This is a genomic window from Salinarimonas sp. NSM, assembly GCF_052380005.1.
In the GTDB taxonomy this organism is placed as follows: domain Bacteria; phylum Pseudomonadota; class Alphaproteobacteria; order Rhizobiales; family Beijerinckiaceae; genus Salinarimonas.
The window spans coordinates 1-20,045 of the sequence record NZ_JBQTCJ010000045.1; the positions used below are offsets into that span (position 1 = coordinate 1).

15 protein-coding genes and 1 pseudogene are annotated in these 20,045 nt (G+C 72.0%); 13 read left to right on the forward strand and 3 right to left on the reverse strand.

The genetic code is table 11. The annotated features are described in order from the left end of the window. The 4 genes and pseudogenes from ACTZWW_RS15770 to ACTZWW_RS15785 form a co-directional block, all read left to right on the forward strand. Positions 1–625: pseudogene (locus tag ACTZWW_RS15770) on the forward strand (hypothetical protein); the annotation flags it as partial. A gap of 125 nt (positions 626–750) precedes the next feature. After that, positions 751–2,934: a molybdopterin cofactor-binding domain-containing protein gene (locus ACTZWW_RS15775; protein ID WP_444781923.1), complete on the forward strand. Its 2,184-nt coding sequence runs from the start codon at positions 751–753 to the stop codon at positions 2,932–2,934. A 160-nt stretch (positions 2,935–3,094) separates the two neighbouring features. Further along, a complete protein-coding gene (locus tag ACTZWW_RS15780; protein ID WP_444781924.1) occupies positions 3,095–3,763 on the forward strand; it encodes a uracil-DNA glycosylase family protein in 669 nt (222 codons plus the stop codon). Then, entirely contained in the window at positions 3,760–4,548 is a 789-nt protein-coding gene (locus ACTZWW_RS15785) for an enoyl-CoA hydratase-related protein (protein WP_444781925.1), read from the forward strand. Before ACTZWW_RS15780 ends, ACTZWW_RS15785 begins: the two co-directional genes overlap by 4 nt. Positions 4,549–4,689: 141 nt before the next feature. Here ACTZWW_RS15785 and ACTZWW_RS15790 read toward each other — a convergent pair whose 3' ends face one another. Further along, positions 4,690–8,178 carry a hypothetical protein gene (locus tag ACTZWW_RS15790; RefSeq protein WP_444781926.1) on the reverse strand — a complete coding sequence of 1,163 codons (3,489 nt, stop codon included), beginning with the start codon at positions 8,176–8,178 and terminating at the stop codon, positions 4,690–4,692. A gap of 153 nt (positions 8,179–8,331) precedes the next feature. Between ACTZWW_RS15790 and ACTZWW_RS15795 the strand changes: the two genes are divergently transcribed. Continuing rightward, positions 8,332–8,796, forward strand: coding sequence for a peroxiredoxin (locus ACTZWW_RS15795; RefSeq protein WP_444781927.1), 465 nt, complete (start codon positions 8,332–8,334; stop codon positions 8,794–8,796). A gap of 86 nt (positions 8,797–8,882) precedes the next feature. Beyond that, complete coding sequence (locus tag ACTZWW_RS15800; protein ID WP_444781928.1) at positions 8,883–10,292, forward strand: peptidoglycan DD-metalloendopeptidase family protein; 1,410 nt, start codon at positions 8,883–8,885, stop codon at positions 10,290–10,292. Here the strand turns inward: ACTZWW_RS15800 and ACTZWW_RS15805 are convergent. Both ACTZWW_RS15805 and ACTZWW_RS15810 read right to left on the reverse strand, forming a co-directional pair. Beyond that, positions 10,270–11,265, reverse strand: a complete 996-nt coding sequence (locus tag ACTZWW_RS15805) for a class 1 fructose-bisphosphatase (protein WP_444781929.1) — start codon at positions 11,263–11,265, stop codon at positions 10,270–10,272. The two genes, ACTZWW_RS15800 and ACTZWW_RS15805, sit on opposite strands and share 23 nt — an antisense overlap. An 87-nt stretch (positions 11,266–11,352) precedes the next feature. After that, positions 11,353–12,144 (reverse strand): DeoR/GlpR family DNA-binding transcription regulator, encoded by a 792-nt coding sequence (locus tag ACTZWW_RS15810; RefSeq protein ID WP_444781930.1) that lies wholly within the window; start codon positions 12,142–12,144, stop codon positions 11,353–11,355. A 239-nt stretch (positions 12,145–12,383) separates the two neighbouring features. Between ACTZWW_RS15810 and glpD the strand changes: the two genes are divergently transcribed. From glpD to ACTZWW_RS15845, 7 genes are all read left to right on the forward strand, one after another. Then, positions 12,384–13,937 (forward strand): glycerol-3-phosphate dehydrogenase, encoded by a 1,554-nt coding sequence (glpD, locus tag ACTZWW_RS15815; RefSeq protein WP_444781931.1) that lies wholly within the window; start codon positions 12,384–12,386, stop codon positions 13,935–13,937. Then, positions 13,934–15,022: an ABC transporter ATP-binding protein gene (locus ACTZWW_RS15820; RefSeq protein WP_444781932.1), complete on the forward strand. Its 1,089-nt coding sequence runs from the start codon at positions 13,934–13,936 to the stop codon at positions 15,020–15,022. Before glpD ends, ACTZWW_RS15820 begins: the two co-directional genes overlap by 4 nt. Before the next feature lie 11 nt (positions 15,023–15,033). Further along, the gene (locus ACTZWW_RS15825) at positions 15,034–16,128 is read left to right on the forward strand and encodes an ABC transporter ATP-binding protein (protein WP_444781933.1); all 1,095 of its coding nucleotides are present in this window, start codon (positions 15,034–15,036) and stop codon (positions 16,126–16,128) included. Beyond that, positions 16,128–17,000, forward strand: coding sequence for a carbohydrate ABC transporter permease (locus ACTZWW_RS15830; RefSeq protein ID WP_444781956.1), 873 nt, complete (start codon positions 16,128–16,130; stop codon positions 16,998–17,000). The genes ACTZWW_RS15825 and ACTZWW_RS15830 overlap by 1 nt, the downstream gene beginning before the upstream one ends. A gap of 92 nt (positions 17,001–17,092) precedes the next feature. Then, positions 17,093–17,869: a carbohydrate ABC transporter permease gene (locus ACTZWW_RS15835; protein ID WP_444781957.1), complete on the forward strand. Its 777-nt coding sequence runs from the start codon at positions 17,093–17,095 to the stop codon at positions 17,867–17,869. A gap of 12 nt (positions 17,870–17,881) precedes the next feature. Then, a complete protein-coding gene (locus ACTZWW_RS15840) occupies positions 17,882–18,154 on the forward strand; it encodes a DUF2160 domain-containing protein (RefSeq protein ID WP_444781934.1) in 273 nt (90 codons plus the stop codon). Between the two features lie 72 nt (positions 18,155–18,226). Next, positions 18,227–19,939 (forward strand): ABC transporter substrate-binding protein, encoded by a 1,713-nt coding sequence (locus ACTZWW_RS15845; protein WP_444781935.1) that lies wholly within the window; start codon positions 18,227–18,229, stop codon positions 19,937–19,939. Positions 19,940–20,045: the final 106 nt, after the last annotated feature.

Consider the following 20,045-nt stretch of genomic DNA (forward strand, 5'->3'; position numbering starts at 1 on the left):
CATCTACACGCATTGCTCCTTCCAGGATCTCACGGCCCAGCGCACCAAGCGCATCATCGAGACGCTGCGCTTCCTCGAGGGGCGCATCAACGCGATGATGGACATCTGGGGCGCGAGCCTCGACGACGACGCGGATCCGGGCGAGAACGGGCGCGAGGCCACCCGCCACCAGGACCTCGGCTCGAAGCTCGACGTCTTCCACGGCCTGGACCAGACCGAGATCGACGACGTGATCGTCGAAGGCGACGTCGTCACCGTCCTCGAGCCGGAGCTGGAGATGAGCCGGCCGGGCTTCGAGCCCGTCGCCGACGACGTCGCCTGGGACGGGGACGAGGCGGAGAGCGCGCAGGCCGAGAGCGCGGAACGCGGGAGCGCCGAGGTCGCGATGGACGCGGCGGAGGCCTTCGCGATCGAGGACGCGCTGGAGGTGGTCGATCCGCTCGGCGCGGATCCGCTCGCGCGGGCGCTGGAGCCGGCCGAGCTCGCTCTCGAGCCGGTGGCGGACGATGCCGCCGAGGACGAGGTCGCCGAGGACGAGGTCGCGGACGCCCCGTCGTTCTCCGCGGAGGCCTTCGCCGAGATCGACGGGCTCGGCACGCGCGAGAAGCTCGCCCGCTTCAGCTGAGCCCCTGTGAATCGCCGCGGGCTCCACTAGATTGTCGTGATCCGGATGCGAGTTCGGACGACAGCGGCGAGCGTGCGCCCCCCGGACCACGACCGGTCCCGCACGCCTTCCGAGGGAGCGCACCCATGCTGTTCACGCCCACGCTCCCGCCGCCGACCCGCCGCGGCGTTCTCGCCGGCGGCCTGACGCTCGGCCTGGCGCTCGCGCTCGGCGGCCGGCGCGTGCGCGCCGCGACGCCCGCCGTCGGCCTCGACGCGCCGGCCGCGCCCAACGCCTTCGTGACCATCGCGCCGGACGACACGGTGACGGTCACGGTCAAGCACCTCGACATGGGCCAGGGCGTCTCGACGGGCCTCCCGACGATCGTCGCCGAGGAGCTCGACGCGGACTGGTCGCAGATGCGCTTCGCCTTCGCGCCCGCCGACGCGCGCCTCTACGCCAACCTCGCCTGGGGACCGGTGCAGGGCACCGGCGGCTCGAGCGCGACGGCGAATTCCTGGATACAGCTGCGCAAGGCCGGCGCGGCGATGCGCGCGATGCTGGTCTCCGCGGCAGCGTCCGAATGGAGGGTGCCGGAGGGCGAGATCACGGTGGCGCGCGGGCGCATCCGCCACGCGGCGTCCGGCCGCGAGGCGGGCTTCGGCGCCTTCGCGCAGGCGGCGGCGGCGCTGCCGGTGCCCGCCGAGCCGCGGCTCAAGCGCCCGGACGAATGGACGCTCATCGGCCGCGAGGACCTGCCCCGGCTCGACAGCGCCGCCAAGACGGACGGCACCGCCGGCTATTCCCTCGACGTGCGCGTGCCGAGCATGCTCACCGCCGTCGTCGCGCATCCGCCGCGCTTCGGCGCGCGCGTTGCGGGCGTCGACGATGCGGCCGCGCGCGCCGTGCCAGGCGTGGTCGACGTGGTGGAGATCCCCACCGGCGTCGCCGTCGTCGCCCGGGACACCTGGTCGGCCCTGCGCGGGCGCGACGCGCTCGGGGTCGAGTGGGACGAGGCCCGCGCCGAGACGCGCTCCACCACGGCACTCGTCGCCGACGCCCGCGCCGTGCTCGACCGCCCCGGCATCCGTGCCGCCGGCGAGGGCGACGCGGACGCCGCGCTCGCGGGCGCGCAGTCCGTGATCGAGGCCGAGCACGTCTTCCCCTACCTCGCCCACGCCGCGATGGAGCCGATGAACGGCACGATCGCGCGTCGGGACGACGGCGGCTACGAGGCCTGGGCCGGCTTCCAGATCCAGACCATCGATCAGGCGAGCATCGCCGCAATCCTCGGCGTCACCCCCGATCGCGTGCGGCTGAACACGCTCTTCGCCGGCGGCTCCTTCGGGCGGCGCGCCGTGCCGGGCGCGGACTGGGTGTCCGAGGCCGCGCACATCCTGAAGGCGACGGGCGAGCGCGCGCCGATCCACCTCGTCTGGACCCGCGAGGACGACATGGCCGCGGGCCACTATCGCCCGCTCGTCGTGCACCGCCTGCGCGCGGGGCTCGACGCGGACGGCCGCATCGTCGGCTGGGAGCACCGCATCGCCGGCAAGTCGATCCTCAAGGGCACGCCCTTCGAGGCGCTGATCGTGGCCGACGGCGTCGACGCCACCAGCGTCGAGGGCGCGCGCGCCCTGCCCTACGCGGTCGGCGCCCATCGCCTGACCGTGCACGAGACCCGCGAGCTCGTGCCCGTGCTCTGGTGGCGCGCGGTGGGCCACACCCACACCGCGCACGCGATCGAGACCATGATCGACGAGCTCGCCGGCGCCGCCGGGCGCGATCCGGTGGACTTCCGGCTCTCGCTCCTGCCGCAAGGCTCACGCGAGGCCGCCGTGCTGCGCCGCGCGGCCGCCGAGGCCGGCTGGGCCGGTCCTGCCGGCGGCGAGGGCCGAGGCCGCGGCGTCTCGGTCCACACGTCGTTCGGCACGGCGGTGGCCATGGTGGCCGACGTCGTCGTGTCCGGCGCGGAGATCCGCGTGCCGCGCATCGTCGCCGCGGTGGAATGCGGCGTCCCCGTCAACCCGGACGTGATCCGCGCCCAGATCGAGGGCGCGGTCGGCTTCGCGCTGGCGAGCGTGCTGCGCGAGCGGGTGACGCTCGCGGACGGCGTGGTGCAGGAGACGAACTTCGACGCCTACCAGCCGACGCGCTTCTCCGAGATGCCGCGGGTGGAGGTCCACATCCTCCCCTCCGAGAACCCGCCGTCCGGCATCGGCGAGCCGGGCGTACCGACGCTCGCCCCGGCGATCGCCAACGCGGTCTACGCCGCGACCGGCCGACGCCTCCACTCGCTGCCCCTCGACCTCGCCGGTGAGGGGGCGTGAGATTCTCGCGGCTGCGCGGGAACCCGCGCGCAACGGGGGCGTTCCCGATCACGACTCTTCAGGGTGACCTCCAGAGAAGAGACCCTCCTCCAGCCCGGCCTCAGCGCCGGGTTTTTTTTGGCGCCTCGCCTTCGCCCCACGCGATCGCTACATCCCCCGCATGCGCTCCCCCGAACCGCCCTCCCCCGGCACCCTCGAAGATACCCTCGCCGCCCTGCGCGCCTGCCGCCTGTGCCGCGACGCGCCCCTGCGCGGCCCCGCCCTCTCCCACGAGCCGCGGCCGATCGTGCAGGCGCACGCGTCCGCGCGGCTGTGCATCGCGAGCCAGGCGCCGGGGAACCGCGCGCATGTGGCGGGCGTGCCGTTCCTCGATCCGTCGGGCGTGCGGCTGCGGGCCTGGCTCGGGCTCGACGAGGCGACGTTCTACGATCCGCATCGCGTCGCCATCGTGCCGATGGGCCATTGCTTCCCCGGATACGATGCGAACGGCGGCGACCTGCCGCCGCGGCGCGAATGCGCGCCGGCGTGGCGCGCGCGGGTGTTCGCGGGGCTGCCGAACCTGGAGCTGATCCTAGTCATCGGCGCGTACGCACAGCGCTGGCACCTGCCGGACCACGCCAAGGCGGGGCTCACCGAGACCGTGCGGAACTGGCGCGCGATCCTCGAGGCGCCGCGCACGCCCACCGTCCTGCCGCTGCCGCATCCCTCCTGGCGCAACAACGCCTGGCTGAAGCGGCACGGCTGGTTCGAGACGGACCTCTTGCCCGTCCTGCGGGCGCGGGTGCAGGCTCTCGTCTCGGATCGTCGCCCGGAGGAAGACGCCGCATGACCGAGGTCCTGAAATCCACCCGCGAGGGCGGGGTCGCCACGCTGACGCTCGCGCGCCCCGACAAGCTCAACGCGCTCACGGCGCAGCTCCACGCCGCCCTGCGCGACGCGCTGGCGGACTGCGCCCGCGACGAGGCGGTGAACGTCGTCGTGCTGACCGGCGAAGGCCGCGCCTTCTCCTCGGGCCAGGACCTGACCGAGGACCTGCCGCGAGACGCGCAGGGGCGCGTCGACCTCGGCCCGCCGCTCGCGCGCGACTACAACCCGCTGATCCGCACCCTCGTCGACTACCCCAAGGTCACGATCGCGGCGCTCAACGGGCCGGCGGTGGGCGCCTCGATGAACATCGCGCTCGCCTGCGACATCGTGGTGGCCGCGCGCTCGGCCTACCTGCAGGAGGCCTTCGCCCGCATCGCGCTGATCCCCGATGCCGGCGGCACCTGGCTCCTGCCGCGGATCGTGGGCCCAAAGCGGGCGCTGGCGCTGATGCTGACCGCCGAGCCGGTGCCGGCGGAGGAGGCGAAGGCGCTCGGCCTCGTTCACGCGGTCTGGGACGACGCCGCCTTCGCCGAGGAGACCCGCACCTTCGCCGCGCGCCTCGCCGCCGGCCCGGCGCTCGCCCAGCGGCTCACCAAGCAGGCGCTGGCGAAGAGCCTCGAGAACGACCTCGACGCCCAGCTCGCGCTGGAGGCCGCGCTCCAGCGCGAGGCGGGGTTCTCGGCGGACTTCGCCGAAGGCATCGCGGCGTTTCGCGAGAAGCGCGCGCCGCGGTTCACGGGGCGCTGAACGCGCGCTTCCTCCCCGCAGGGGAGGAGTCCGTGCGAAGCACGGGCGGTGGGGCCGTTGGGATGTGCTGTCGAGCCGCGTCGCCGCCCTCCCCGCCCTTTGGCCTGCGGCCGTCGTCCTCCCCTCCCGGGAGGACGCGCGTCACCCCGGCGTGATGTCGAGCGGCGGCGCCGGCGGCGGGGTCTCCAGCGCCGGGCCGCGGCGGGTCGGCGCGCCGGCGCCGAAGAGCCGGCGCAGCACGCCCGGCGCGATCGCGGACAGCGGGTTGATCGTCAGCGACGGGTCCTCGACCGGCCCGGCGACGCGGAAATTCACCGCGAACAGCCCCTCGTACTGGCTTCCGCCGAGGATCGTGCCGACGACCGGCACCTGCGCGAAGGCGTTGTTGAGGCCGTAGGCCGGCACGTAGCTGCCGGCGATGTCGAGGCGCCGCGCCTCGAGGTCGACCCAGCCCTCGAGCGTGAAGCCGAGCTGCGGCCCCCACATCCGTGCGTCGGCGAGCGTCAGCACGGAGCCGTCGCGGATGAACTCGACCTGAGCCTTGGTGAACAGAGCCTCGCTCGCGTCGACCGCCGGGCCGGACAGGCCGAACCGTGCGTCGCTGCCCGCGTTCGCCGGCAGCTGGCGCCCGACGACGCTGCGCAGCGCCGGCTCGCCGCGCAGCACGAAGTCCCACAGGATCAGCTGGCCCGGCGCACGCGTGCCGTCGAGGCCGATCTGGAGGGCGAGCCGCCCGCCGAACATCCGCTCGTAGAGGTCGAGGAAGCGCAGGGTGGCGCCGGCGTCGGCGGTCTCCACGGCGAGCCGCCCGTCGGTCACGCGGGCGGTCAGCGGCCCGGCCGGATAGCGTGCCTCGAGCGTGCCCTCTCGCACGGCGCCGTCGACGAGGCGCAGGCGCGCGGCGACGTTGGTGAGCACCTCGCCGCCGAAGCCGCCGAGGATGTCGACGCGCGCGTCGAGCGTCGCGTCGAGATCGCCGGCGCGCGCCTCGCCTTCGCTTCCGTCGTCGTCGCGCAGGAGCGTCATGATCGGGCGCAGGTCGAAGACGGACCCGGTGAGCCGAGCGGCCCAGGCCCCGCCCTCGGCGCGGGAGAGGGACAGCGCGGCGTCGTCGCCCGGCGAGAGCCGGGCCGTGGCGAGCTCCAGGCTCCGGAGCCCGCCGTCCGTGCCGAGGCGTCCACCGCCGCGCAGCACGACGGGACCCGATTCGAGCGTGAGGTCGCTGAAGGCGAGGCCCTCGGCATCCGTCGCGAGCGCGACGGCGAGGGTGCCGGGCGCGCCTGCCGCCTTGGTCCAGCCGGGCAGCAGTCCGTCGATGCGCGCGCCCGCGAGATCAGCGGCGATTGTGGCGGAGAGTGCGTCCCCCGGCCCGAGCATCGCCGCGACGTCGAGGGCGACGGGCCCGCTCGCGACCCCCTGCGGCACGAGCCCGCGCGAGGCGAGCATGCCCGCGTCGACGGTTCCCGTGACGCGCGCCTCCCCCGGTCGCCCGCGCGGGTCGACGAGCGCGACGGTGACGGGCGCGCCGGCGATCGTGCCCGTGCCCTCGAGCCGCAGCGTGCCGTCGGGATCGAAGGCCAGCGCCAGCGAGCCGTCCTCGAGCCGTTCCGCGTCGCCGACGAGCGGCGCCGAGACGTTCTCGAGGCGACCCCTCGCGGAGATCGGCAGGCGCGCCACCTCGACCGGCTCGCCGATCGGGAAGGAGAAATCGACGTCGAGCGCGACCTCGCCCGCCACGCCATCGGGATCGAGCGACAGGTCGGCGGCGCCGGAGAGCGCGGGCGTGCGCAGGAACGTGGCGAGCGCGTCGAGCCCGCCGGTGGCGGAGAAGTCGATGCGCGCCGGCGACGTCCGCTCCCAGTAGTTCACCAGCCGGAAACGCCCGTCGCGGGCCTCGAGCCGCCGGCCGTCGGGGAGGAGGACGTGCGCGCTCGACGCTTCGACGAAGGCGTCCTCTCCGCTGACCGTCCCGCTCACGACGGCCTCGCGCAGCGGCGGAAAGTCGTCGGCGAGCACGAGCCGGACGTCCTCCATGGCGAAGCGCACGTCCACCGCCTCGGGCGGCAGCGGCTCGTCCTCGAACAGGCCGGCGAGGTCCTCGCCGGTGAGCGCGACGGCGACGTCGAGATCGGTGACGGTGCCGTCCTCCACCGCATCGCGCAGGAACAGCCGCGGGATCGGCGCGACGAGATCGGGCCACAGCGCGAGCGCGGTGCGCACGGGCATGTCGACGACGTCGAGGGCGACGCGCAGCCCGCCGCGGTCGTCCGGGCCGCCGAACGAGGCCATCAGCGCGAGGTCGACTCCCGGCCCGGCCAGCGAGAGCTCGTCGACGACGACCCCGTCCGGCCCCCCGCGCGCGGAGAGCGACACGCGCGAGAGCGCCCGCGTCGGCTCGGCGTCGGTCGCACCGCGCACCACGGCGTCGGCGCCGGCGAGGGCGAGCCGCCAGCGACCGCCCTCCCCCTCGGGAGTGACGAAGCCGTCGAGGGTCACGCGCGTGCGTCCGCCGGCGATCTCGACGTCGCGCAGCGCGAGCCGATCCTCGTCCGCGAGCCAAACGGCCTCGCCGGCGACCCGATCGACGGGGACGAGCGGCATGAACGGATCGCGCGTGCGCAGCCAGCCCGAATTGCTCTCGATGCGCGCCGAGAAGCGGCGCAGCTCCCCGTCCGGGCCGACCGCGATCGCCGCCTCGCCGGTGAGCGTCAGGTCACGCGAGCCGAGCGCGTCCGAGAGCCCGGCCACCAGGGTGAGGTCGCGCACCGGCATCGCCTCGACGGCGAGCCGCGCCGCCCGCCCGCCGTCGGGCTCGCGCCCGATCGAGCCATCGATGCTCCAGGCACCGCCGGGGCCGTCGAAGGTGGCCGCGACGCGGCGCATCGCCCCGTCGCGCCGGATGCGCGCGTCGACCCGCGTGAAGCCGACGCGCTCGCGGCCGTCGGCGCCGACCAGGGTCAGCCGCGCGTTGTCCAGGCGCGCGCGGGAGAGCGCGCCGAACGGGCTCGCCTCGTCGAGGAGCCCCGCGAGCGCACCGGCGATCGCGGCGACGGGTCCGACGGCGGGCAGCTCGGTGCCGGGCGGCTGGGAAGTGGGCGATTCGGCGGGCGGTGTCGGCACCGGCTGGCCGCCGTCCGGCGGAAGCAGGGAAACCGTGCCGTCATCGGCGACTAGGACGCGCAGCTCGACGTCCGAGAGCACGATCGCCCGCGGCACCGGCGTACCCGTCAGCAGCGAAAGCGCGCCGACGGACACGATCGCCTGCGGCGCATGCGCGATGCGCGTGCCGTCACGATTCGTCAGGTCCAGCCCGTCGACGGCGAGCGCGGGCGCGCCTTCGTGGAGGGTCAGCGCCGAATCGGCGAGCGACACCCGCCAGGCGGCGCCCAGACGCTCCTCCATCGCGGCGGCGACGCGCTCGGACAGGCCCTCGATCTCGAGCGGCGCCGAGTCGAGTCGCAGGTAGAGCGCGCCGGAGAGCGCCAGCAGGCCGGCGACGAGCCACAGCTTGAGGACGATGAGGCGCCGGGCGACGCCGCGACGGCGCTTGCCGCCGCGCAGGCCTGCGCTCCGACCGAAACGCCCGCCGCGCAACGCGCTCGGGCGCAGATGGGTCACCTCGTCGTCCACGCGCTGATCCGCTCCGGCCGCATGCCCCACCCGCTCGCGCGCGCATGCGCGCGACGCTGGCACCGGGGAGTGATCCCTGCTTCATTGCCCGCCGTACACGGCGCGCGTTCCTCGCGCGACGACCATATCGCAAAACCGACGAAAGGATGGCACATGGCGCTCGTCATCGGCGACCCGGCTCCCGCCTTCACCCTCCCGGCCGACGGCGGCCGGACCGTCTCGCTCACGGACCTGAAGGGCAAGGCGGTGGTCTTGTACTTCTATCCCAAGGATGACACCTCCGGCTGCACCAAGGAAGCGCAGGCCTTCAACGGGATGCGTGACGCCTTCGCGGCCGCCCGCGCCGTCATCGTAGGAGTGTCACCCGATTCGGTTAAGAGCCACGACAAGTTCAAGGCCAAGTACGAGCTCGGCTTCGACCTCCTCGCCGACGAGGAGAAGGGCATGCTCGAGGCCTACGGCGTGTGGGTCGAGAAGAGCATGTACGGCAAGAAGTACATGGGCGTGGAGCGCACGACCGTGCTGATCGACGCCGAGGGCCGGGTCGCCAAGGTGTGGCCCAAGGTGAAGGTGCCGGGCCACGCCGAGGAGGTGCTCGCGGCGGTGCAGGCGCTCTGACGTTCGAGGGCGCATCCCACCGTTTGGAGGATCTTAACCCTAACGGGTGTTGAATGGCGTCGAGTTTCCGCAAGGGGATGCGACGCATGCACGACGGACGAGGACGCCTGCGGGGTGAGCGCCTGTCGCACGACCACGGGGTCGGCGAGCGCGACCTCGTGCCGCGCGTGAGCGCACCGCCCCGCACGCTCTTCGCCGTCGGCCCCCTCGCCGCCGCCGCGCTCGGCGTCGTGCTCACGCTGCTCACCGCCTGGGCGGCGGGGGCGACGTGGTACATCGTCTCGCGCGAGGATCTCGTCGCCGAGCTGCTGCGCCGCCAGGCACATACGGAAGCGCGCTACGAGGACCACCTCGGCGCGCTGCGCGCCCGGCTCGACCGGGTCGCGAGCCGCAAGCTGATCGACCAGGATACGATGGAGCAGCGGGTCACCTCGCTGGTGAGCCGCCAGGTCGAGCTCGAGACGCGCCAGGCCGTGCTCGCCGACCTCGCCCAGCGCATCGCGCCCGCCGCGGTCACCGGCGCCATCGGCGGCGCGGTCGACCTTCCCGATGCGACCTCCGCCTTCGCGCCGCTGGCGAGCCCGCCGGCGCGGCCGGAGGACCTCGTCCCGCAGGCGCGTCCGCGTCCCGAGCCGGCGCTCGCGCCGGCGCCGGGCCCGTTCGAGCTGCGGCTGCGCGGCGACGCGCCGGGCGCTGCCCCCGCGAACGACACCGCGGCGCTCGCCCTGCCCGCCTCCGCCAGCGTCGGCGCGAACCTCGACGCGGCCGAGCGCTCGCTCGCCGTCGTCGAGGAGGGCCAGATCAGGGCGCTCGAGCGCATCCGCCTGCAGGTGGAGCTCGAGGCCGGCATCATGCGCGACGCGATCGAGACCGCCGGCCTCGACCCCTACGCCCTCGAGCCCGCTCATCCGGACGTGCTCGCGGCAGAGGGAATGGGCGGTCCGTTCATCCCGATCGGCATCGACGCCGAGGCCGGGGGCTTCGAGGCTCGCGTCGCCGAGCTGCAGGAGAGCCTCGTCGCCCGCGATAGGCTGCGCCGCACCACGATCACCATCCCCTTCGAGCGGCCCGTCGACGGCGACGTCGCCGTGACCTCGAACTTCGGGGTGCGCTCAGACCCGTTCACGCGACGCCCGGCCTTCCACGCCGGCATCGACTTCCGCGCACGCACGGGCGAGCCGGTCTACGCCACCGCGGCCGGGCGGGTGGTCGCGGCCGGGCGCGCCGGCGGCTACGGCAAGCTCGTCGAGATCGACCACGGGAACGGGCTGACGACGCGATTCGCGCATCTCTCCGCGATCACCGTCGGCGAGGGCGCCGAGGTCGCGGCCGGCGACCTGATCGGGCGCGCCGGCTCGACCGGCCGATCGACGGGTCCGCACCTGCACTACGAGACCCGACTCGACGGCCGCGCCGTCGACCCGTGGCGCTTTCTGCGCGCGGCCGCGGTCCTCGCCGAGCTAAAGGGCGGGCTCAGCCCGGACGCGACCCGCTGAGATAGGCGCCCACCGCCTCCACCATCTCCCGCGATCCGAACACGAGCGGGCAGCGCTCGTGCAGCGTGCCGGCCTCGAGGTCGAGGATGCGCCGGCGCCCGTCGGTGGCGAGGCCGCCCGCCTGCTCCGTCAGGAAGGCGATCGGCCGGCCCTCGTAGACGAGCCGCAGGCGCCCGCGCGCGTAGCCGGCCCGCGCGTCCGCCGGGTAGAGGTAGACGCCCCCGCGGGTGAAGATGCGGTAGGTCTCCGCCACGAGCGAGGCGATCCAGCGCATGTTGTGGTCGCTCCCGAGCGGCCCTTCGCGCCCGGCGAGGCAATCGCCGAACCAGGCCGCGAGCGGCGCCTCCCAGTGCCGGCGGTTCGACGCGTTGATGGCGAATTCACGCGCCCGCTCGGGCACGGTCACGCCCGCCCTCGCGAGGCGGAAGCCGCCCGCGTCGCGGTCGAGCACGTGGAGATCGACGCCGCGCCCCGTGCTGACGACGAGCGTCGTCGCCGGGCCGAAGACGAAGATGCCCGCCGCGCGCTGGCGCGTGCCCGGCGCGAGGAACACCGCCTGCGGATCGGCGCCGGCGTCGGCCTGCGCGTCGAGGATCGAGAAGATGGCGCCCACCGGCGCGTTGACGTCGATGTTGGAGGAGCCGTCGAGCGGATCGATGGCGACCGCGAGCGGCGCGCCGGGGGCGAGCGCGTGCACGTCCTCGCGCTCCTCCGAGGCGACGGCGGCGACGGGCGCCCCCGCGAGCGCCTTCAGGAAGAGCTCGTCGGCGACGACGTCGAGCGCGCGCTGCGCGTCGCCGGCCTCGTGCCCCTCCCCCACCTCGGCGCCGAGCGCGCTCTCGAGCGCGCCGCGGGCGACGAGGCCCGAGAGCTCGACGGCCGCGGAGGCGAGCGCGAGGATGGTGCGCGCGATCGCCTCGCCGTGGAGGCCGTCTGTCGCGAGGCAGGTCTCGAGCGGGGCTCCGACGCGCATGCCCGGGTCTCCTGTGCTGCGGCGGTGAGGTCACGCCTATTGCGAATGGCGTCCCATGGCAACGGTTCGCCGCGCGCGGCAGCGGCGTCAGCCGACCTTGCGGCCGGCTCCCTCCTCCGCCGTCGAAAGCTCGATCTCCGTCCCCCACTCGCGGCAGAGCTTGCGGACCGGGTCCGGCGGGGGCGCGTCCGTGAAGAACGTGTCGACGTCCTCGAGAGAGGCGATCCGCACGGGAGCGCTGCGCGAGAACTTCGAGTGGTCCGCCACGAGGTAGGCACGGCGCGCCTGGCGCAGGATCGCCTGCGAGACGCGCACCTCGCGGAAGTCGAAGTCGAGCAGGTCGCCCTCGAGGTCGAGCGCCGAGGCGCCGATCACGGCGACGTCGACCTTGAAGTGCTTGACGATCTCGAGCGTGACGTCGCCGACGAGCCCGCCGTCGGGCCGGCGCATGACGCCGCCGGCGACCACCACCTCGCAGCTCTCGTTGGCGGAGAGGATGTTGGCCACGTTGATGTTGTTCGTCACGACCATGAGGTTGCGATGCGAGAGCAGCGCCCGCGCCACCGCCTCCGTCGTCGTGCCGATGTTGAGGAAGAGCGAGGCGTCGTCCGGGATGGCGCGGGCGCAGGCGCGGGCGATCGCGTCCTTCTCCTCCGCCATCAGCCCGCGGCGGTCCTCGTAGCCGATGTTGGCGACGCCCGAGCGCAGGATCGCGCCGCCGTAGACCCGCGTCAGCTCGCCGGCCTCGCACAGCTCGGTGAGGTCGCGGCGGATGGTCTGGACCGTGACGTCGAAATGCGCGGCGAGGTCCTCCACGACGACCTTCCCGTGCTGGCGGGCGAGATCGAGGATCTCCTTCTGGCGGAAGTTCTGAGCCATGCCGGCCACGCTCCGTACCTGCTTTCCCGGCGGACCGTGGCAGGACGCGCGGCGAAAGGCAACGCGCGCGGCCCGCGCATCCGCGAACACGACGGCGCTGCCCGGGAGACACCGGATGCGCCACGAAGGGCGATTTCACGCGCGAACGCCGTCGATACGAAAATTTGCGAAAATAACGGTTGACTCAGCGAAGCCGAGACGCGACGCTCAGCGAAAATAAGCGAGAGGGACGGAACGTCGTGTCGGAGGAAGCCGGAGGCCGCGAGGCTTTCGATCTGTTCATCATCGGTGGAGGCGTGAACGGCTGCGGCATCGCCCGCGATGCGGCTGGCCGCGGTCTCTCGGTCGCGCTCGCGGAGATGAACGATCTCGCGTCGGCGACGTCGTCGGCCTCGACCAAGCTGTTCCACGGCGGGCTGCGCTATCTCGAATACTACGAGTTCCGCCTGGTCAGGGAATCACTGATCGAGCGCGAGACGCTCCTGCGGGCCATGCCGCACATCTCCTGGCCGCTGCGCTTCGTGCTGCCGCACCATCGCGGCCTGCGCCCGGCCTGGCTGCTGCGGCTCGGCCTGTTCATCTACGACCACCTGGGCGGTCGCAAGATCCTGCCCGCGACGCGCTCGCTCGACCTCGCGCGCGATCCCGCCGGCGCCCCTCTCAAGGACGACTTCGCCCGGGCCTTCGAGTATTCCGACTGCTGGGTCGAGGACAGCCGGCTCGTCGTGCTCAACGCCCGCGACGCCGAGGCGCGCGGGGCGCGCATCCTGCCGCGCGCCAAGGTCGTCTCGGCGCGCCGCGAGGGCGAGCTGTGGACGATCGACATCGCCCATGCCGACGGGCGGCGGGAGACGGCGCGCGCCAAGGCGCTCGTGAACGCCGGCGGGCCTTGGGTGGCGGACGTCATCGCCGGCGTGCTCGGCATCAACTCGTCCGAGAAGGTGCGCCTCGTGCGCGGCAGCCACATCGTCACGAAGCGGCTGTTCGAGCACGACCGCTGCTACATCTTCCAGGGAGGCGACGGGCGCATCGTCTTCGCCATCCCCTACGAGACCGACTTCACGCTCATCGGCACGACGGATCGCGACCACGAGGGCGGGCCGAGCGAGGCGAAGGCGACGGACGCCGAGATCGACTATCTCTGCGGCTTCGTCTCGGAATACCTGAAGACGCCGATCGGCCGCTCCGACGTGGTCTGGACCTATTCCGGCGTTCGGCCGCTCTACGACGACGGCGCGAAGTCCGCCACCGCCGCGACGCGCGACTACGTGCTCTCGCTCGACGAGAACGGTCCGCCGCTGCTCAACGTCTTCGGCGGCAAGATCACTACCTACCGGCGCCTCGCGGAATCGGCGATGGCGAAGATCGGCCGCTTCTTCCCGCAGGCGTCCGACCCCTGGACCGCCGGCGTGCCGTTGCCGGGCGGGGACTTCCCCGTGGACGGCTTCGAGCGGCTCGTCGCCGATCTGGCGCGCGACTACCCGTTCCTCACGTCCTTCTGGGCGCGCCGGCTGGCGCGCGCCTACGGCACCGAGGCGCGCGACGTGCTCGGTGCGGCGCGGCGCGCGGAGGATCTCGGGCGCGCGTTCGGCGCGACGCTGACCGAGCGCGAGGTCGTCTGGCTGATGGAGCAGGAATACGCCGCGCGCGCCGAGGACGTCGTGTGGCGGCGTACGAAGCTCGGGCTGCGACTCACACGCCAGGAGGTGACGGCGCTCGACGCCTTCATGCGTGAGCGCGGCGAACCCGCCCGCAGCCTGGCGGCGCAAGGACAGGAGGCGACCCGCGCATGACGCTCGTGCTCGACAACGTGTCCAAGGTCGTCGATGGACGCACCCACATCCACCCCACGACGCTGACGCTCGAGAAGGGCACGATGAACGTGCTGCTCGGCCCGACGCTCGCGGGCAAGACCTCGCTCATGCGCCTGATGGCGGGCCTCGACAAGCCGGCGACCGGCCGGATCGTCTGGAACGGCGAGGACGTGACCGACAAGCGCGTGCAGGACCGCAACGTCGCCATGGTCTACCAGCAGTTCGTGAACTACCCCACCCTTTCGGTGTGGGAGAACATCGCCTCGCCGCTGAAGGTCGCGGGCCGCCCCAAGGCGGAGATCGACGCCGCGGTGCGCAAGACCGCCGCGCTGATGAAGCTCGACGGGATGCTCGACCGCAAGCCGCTCGAGCTCTCGGGCGGCCAGCAGCAGCGCTGCGCGCTCGCCCGCGCGCTGGTGAAGGGCGCGGGGCTCGTGCTGCTCGACGAGCCGCTGGCGAACCTCGACTACAAGCTGCGCGAGGAGCTGCGCGCCGAGATCCCGCGCATCTTCGAGGAATCGGGCGCGATCTTCGTCTACGCGACCACGGAGCCCGAGGAGGCGCTGCTTCTGGGCGGCAACACGGCGACGCTCTGGGAGGGCCGCGTCACGCAGTTCGGCCCCACGCCCGAGGTCTACCGTCGGCCGGCGGACGCGATCACCGCGCGCGTCTTCTCCGACCCGCCGATGAACTTCCTGAAGATCGCCAAGGCCGGCGACCGGCTCCTGTTCGGCGAAGGACAGAGCGTGCCGGCGCTGGGTGCGCTCGGCGCGCTGAAGGACGGGCGCTATCTCGCGGGCTTCCGGCCGAACCATCTGGAGCTCGAGCCGCCCCATCCGGGCTGCCTCGCCTTCCCCGCGGTGCTGTCGGAGACCGAGATCACGGGCTCGGAGACCTACGTCCACATCGATCACGGCGGCGAGCGCTGGGTCGGGCTCGTGCACGGCGTGCGCGCGCTCGAGCACGGGCGGGCGCTGACGGTGCACGTCGACCCCGCCCACGTCTACGTCTTCGAGGAGGACGGCGCGCTCGCCGCGCCCGCCTCCTACGCGATCGCGGCTTGAGGAGGCGCAAGATGGCCCGCATCCATCTCTCGAACCTCGCGCATTCGTATTCCGGCACCCCGAGGTCGGAAGCCGACTACGCATTGAAGCGCCTCGACCTGGTCTGGGACGACGGCTCGGCCTACGCGCTCCTCGGACCCTCGGGCTGCGGGAAGACGACGCTGCTCAACATCATCTCCGGGCTGATCGTCCCCTCGGAGGGGAAGATCCTGTTCGGCGAGGAGGACGTGACGCAGCTGCCGACGGCCGCGCGCAACATCGCGCAGGTGTTCCAGTTCCCAGTCGTCTACGACACGATGACGGTGCGCGAGAACCTCGCCTTCCCGCTCGTGAACCGCGGCGCGGATCGCGACTACGTGCGCCGCCGCGTCGAGCAGATCGCGGACATGATTGGCATGGCCGACGTGCTCGACCGCGCCGCGCGGGGGCTGACGGCGGACGCCAAGCAGAAGATCTCGCTCGGCCGCGGCATGGTGCGCGAGGACGTCAACGCCATCCTGTTCGACGAGCCGCTGACCGTCATCGATCCGCACATGAAGTGGGAGCTGCGCACGCAGCTCAAGGCGCTCCACCGCGAGTTCGGGCACACGATGATCTACGTGACGCACGACCAGACCGAGGCGCTCACCTTCGCCGACAAGGTCGTCGTCATGTACGACGGCCAGGTCGTGCAGACCGGCACGCCCGCCGAGCTGTTCGAACGCCCGGCACACACGTTCGTGGGATACTTCATCGGCTCGCCGGGCATGAACGTGCTGCCGGCACGTGTCGAGGGGACGTCGGCGCACGTCGAAGGCGTCGAGATCCCGCTCGACGCGTCGTACCCGGCGCTGACGGGCAAGGTCGAGATCGGCGTCCGGCCCGAGTTCCTCACCCTGTCGAAGGACGGGCCGGGGCTGCCGGTGGCCGTGCGGCGCATCGAGGACGTCGGGCGCCACCGCATCGTGCGGCTCGACCTCGTCGGGCGCGAGATGAACGTCGTCGTGCCGGAGGGCCGGGCGGTGTCGCAGGAGATGAACCGCGTCGTCTTCGACCCCGCGCGGGTCGGGGTCTACGTCGATGATCGCCTCGTCGAGGGGCGCATGTTGCAGGGGCGGGCCGCGTGATGGACAAGACCGTCAACCAGAAGGCCTGGTTCCTCGTCCTGCCCGTGCTGGTGCTCGTCGCCTTCTCGGCGGTGATCCCGCTGATGACGGTGGTGAACTACTCGTTCCAGGACACGTTCGGGAACAATGTCTTCTTCTGGGCCGGCTTCGAGTGGTACGAGCAGGTCCTCGCCTCCGAGCGCATCCGCGACGCGCTCGGGCGCCAGATCCTGTTCTCGGCCATCATCCTCGCCATCGAGGTGCCGCTCGGCATCCTGATCGCGCTGTGCATGCCGCGCAAGGGCATCTGGGTCTCGGTGTGCCTCGTGCTGATGGCGCTGCCGCTCCTGATCCCGTGGAACGTGGTGGGCACGATCTGGCAGGTCTTCGCGCGCGTCGACATCGGCCTTCTCGGCCGCACGCTCTCCGAGCTCGGGATCGACTACAATTATACGCAGGACGCGCTCGACGCCTGGATCACCATCATCGTGATGGACGTCTGGCACTGGACCTCGCTCGTCGCGCTCCTCGCCTATGCCGGGCTCGTCTCGATCCCCTCGGCCTACTACCAGGCCGCCAAGATCGACCAGGCCAGCCGCTGGAAGGTGTTCCGCTACATCGAGCTGCCGAAGATGCAGGGCGTGCTGCTCATCGCCATCCTGCTGCGCTTCATGGACAGCTTCATGATCTACACCGAGCCCTTCGTGCTCACCGGCGGTGGGCCGGGCAACGCGACGACGTTCCTGTCGATCGACCTCGTCAAGACGGCCATCGGCCAGTTCGACCTCGGTCCCGCGGCAGCGTTCTCGCTGATCTACTTCCTGGTGATCCTGCTGATCTCCTGGGTCTTCTACACGGTGATGGTGAACCTCGACAAGAAGGAGGGCGTGTGATGGCACAGGCCGCCGTCGTCCAGGCTCAGGGCGCGACGCTCGCGCGCACCAGGGCCGCCGCCGGGCCGCGGGTGAAGACGTCCGCCGTCATCATGACGCTGTACCTCGTCTTCCTGCTGCTGCCGATCTACTGGCTCCTCAACATGAGCCTGAAGGACAACAGCGAGATCCTCTCGTCCTTCTCGCTGTGGCCGCAGGACCCGACGCTGGACAACTATCGCACGATCCTCACCGACGCGTCCTGGTACATGGGCTACGTCAACTCGATGATCTACGTGGTGCTCAACACGGTGATCTCGGTGACGGTGGCGCTGCCGGCGGCCTACGCCTTCAGCCGCTATCGCTTCATGGGCGACAAGCATCTGTTCTTCTGGCTGCTGACGAACCGCATGGCCCCCCCCGCCGTGTTCGCACTGCCCTTCTTTCAGCTCTACTCGGCGGTCGGGCTGTTCGACACCCACATCGCCGTCGCGCTCGCGCATTGCCTCTTCAACGTGCCGCTCGCGGTATGGATCCTGGAGGGCTTCATGCGCGGCGTGCCCAAGGAGATCGACGAGACGGCCTACATCGACGGCTACTCGTTCCCGCGCTTCTTCGTGAAGATCTTCATGCCCCTCATCGCGAGCGGCATCGGCGTCGCGGCGTTCTTCTGCTTCATGTTCTCCTGGGTGGAGCTGCTCTTGTCGCGCACGCTCACCTCGGTGGACGCCAAGCCCATCGCCGCCACGATGACCCGCACCGTCTCGGCGTCGGGGCTCGACTGGGGCGTGCTCGCCGCGGCGGGCATCCTCACCATCGTGCCCGGCGCGCTCGTGATCTGGTTCGTGCGCAACTACATCGCCAAGGGCTTCGCGCTCGGCCGCGTCTGAGGAGGAAACCCCATGGACTGGATGGCCTGGACCTGGCCCACCGCGATCTTCTTCATGGTCATCGCCGCGCTCCTCGTGACGATGACGCTCATCGCCGCGCTCCGCCCGGAGACGCCGCGCGTCGGCATCCTGCGCATCGAGACGACGCGCGGCGACCGTCTCTTCATCAGCCTTCTCGGGTCGGCCTTCATCTCGCTCGCCTGGCTCGGAACGTTCGGCCCGCCCCTCTGGGGTGCGCTGATCGCCTGCCTGATCTACGCCGCGGCGGTCTTCCGCTTCGTCTGATCGGGCGAACACCTCGTGCGCGGCGCGCGCCGCTCACGACACCACCAACGAATAGGTTCGGGAGGACCAAGAATGCGCAAGTACCTGACGACATCGGTCGCCGCGGCGGCACTCTTCGCGATGGCGAGCCCCGCCTTCGCGGACATGGAGGCGGCCCGCGCCTTCCTCGACGCCGAGATCGGCGATCTCTCCAGCCTCTCCCGCGAGGAGCAGGAGGCGGAGATGCAGTGGTTCATCGACGCCGCCGAGCAGTTCCGCGGCATGGACATCCGCGTCGTGTCCGAGACCATCACGACGCACGAGTACGAGTCCCAGGTGCTCGCGCCGGCGTTCTCGGCCATCACCGGCATCAACGTCACGCACGACCTGATCGGCGAGGGCGACGTGATCGAGCGCCTGCAGACGCAGATGCAGACCGGCGAGAACATCTACGACATGTACGTCAACGATTCCGACCTGATCGGAACGCATTGGCGCTACCAGCAGGTCCGCAACCTCACCGACTGGATGGCCGGTCCGGCCGCGGACGTCACCAACCCGAACCTCGACCTCGAGGACTTCGTCGGCATCAGCTTCACCACGGGCCCGGACGGCAAGGTCTACCAGCTGCCGATCCAGCAGTTCGCGAACCTCTACTGGTTCCGCTACGACTGGTTCACCGATCCGGAGATCATGGCCGCGTTCGAGGCCGAGTACGGCTATCCGCTCGGCGTGCCGGTGAACTGGTCCGCCTACGAGGACATCGCCGAGTTCTTCACCGGTCGTGAGATCGACGGCGTCCAGGTCTACGGCCACATGGACTACGGCCGCAAGGATCCGTCGCTGGGCTGGCGCTTCACCGACGCCTGGCTCTCGATGGCGGGCGCCGGCGACGTGGGCATCCCCAACGGCCTCCCGGTCGACGAGTGGGGCCTGCGCGTGGACGAGAACTCCCGTCCGGTCGGCTCCTGCGTCGCCCGCGGCGGCGCGACGAACGGCCCGGCGGCGGTCTACTCGGTCGAGAAGTACGTCGAGTGGCTGCAGGCCTATGCGCCTCCGGCGGCGGCCGGCATGACCTTCTCCGAGTCCGGCCCGGTGCCGGCGCAGGGCGAGATCGCGCAGCAGATCTTCTGGTACACCGCCTTCACCGCAGACATGGTCCGCGAGGGTCTGCCGGTCGTGAACGAGGACGGCACGCCCAAGTGGCGCATGGCCCCCTCGCCGCGCGGCGCCTACTGGGAAGACGGCATGAAGCTCGGCTACCAGGACGCGGGCTCGGTCACGCTGATGCAGTCGACCCCCGAGGACCGTGCCAAGGCCGCCTGGCTCTACGCGCAGTTCATCGCCTCGAAGACGGTGGACGTGAAGAAGTCGCACGTCGGCCTCACCTTCGTGCGCGAGTCCACCATCCAGCACGAGAGCTTCACCGAGCGCGCCCCGATGCTGGGCGGTCTCGTCGAGTTCTACCGCTCGCCGGCGCGCGTGCAGTGGACGCCCACGGGCACCAACGTGCCGGACTACCCGCGCCTGGCGCAGCTCTGGTGGCAGGCGATCGGCGACGCGTCCTCGGGCGCGGCGACGGCCCAGCAGGCCATGGACAACCTATGCCGCGAGCAGGAGGCGGTGCTCTCGCGTCTCGAGCGCGCGGGCGTTCTCGGCGATCTCGGCCCGGTGCTGAACGAGGAGCGCGACCCGCAGTACTGGCTCGACCAGCCGGGTGCTCCGAAGCCGGCCCTCGAGAACGAGGACCCGCAGCCCATGACGATCGGCTACGACGAGCTGATCCAGAGCTGGCAGAACAACTGAGCCGGACGGCTCGGTTCGGGGAGGCGGGACCCGCGCGGTTCCGCCTCCTCGGCTTGTCACCCCGGAGCGCGAAGCGCGCGCGTCCACCAGGCGCGGATGGAGGCCG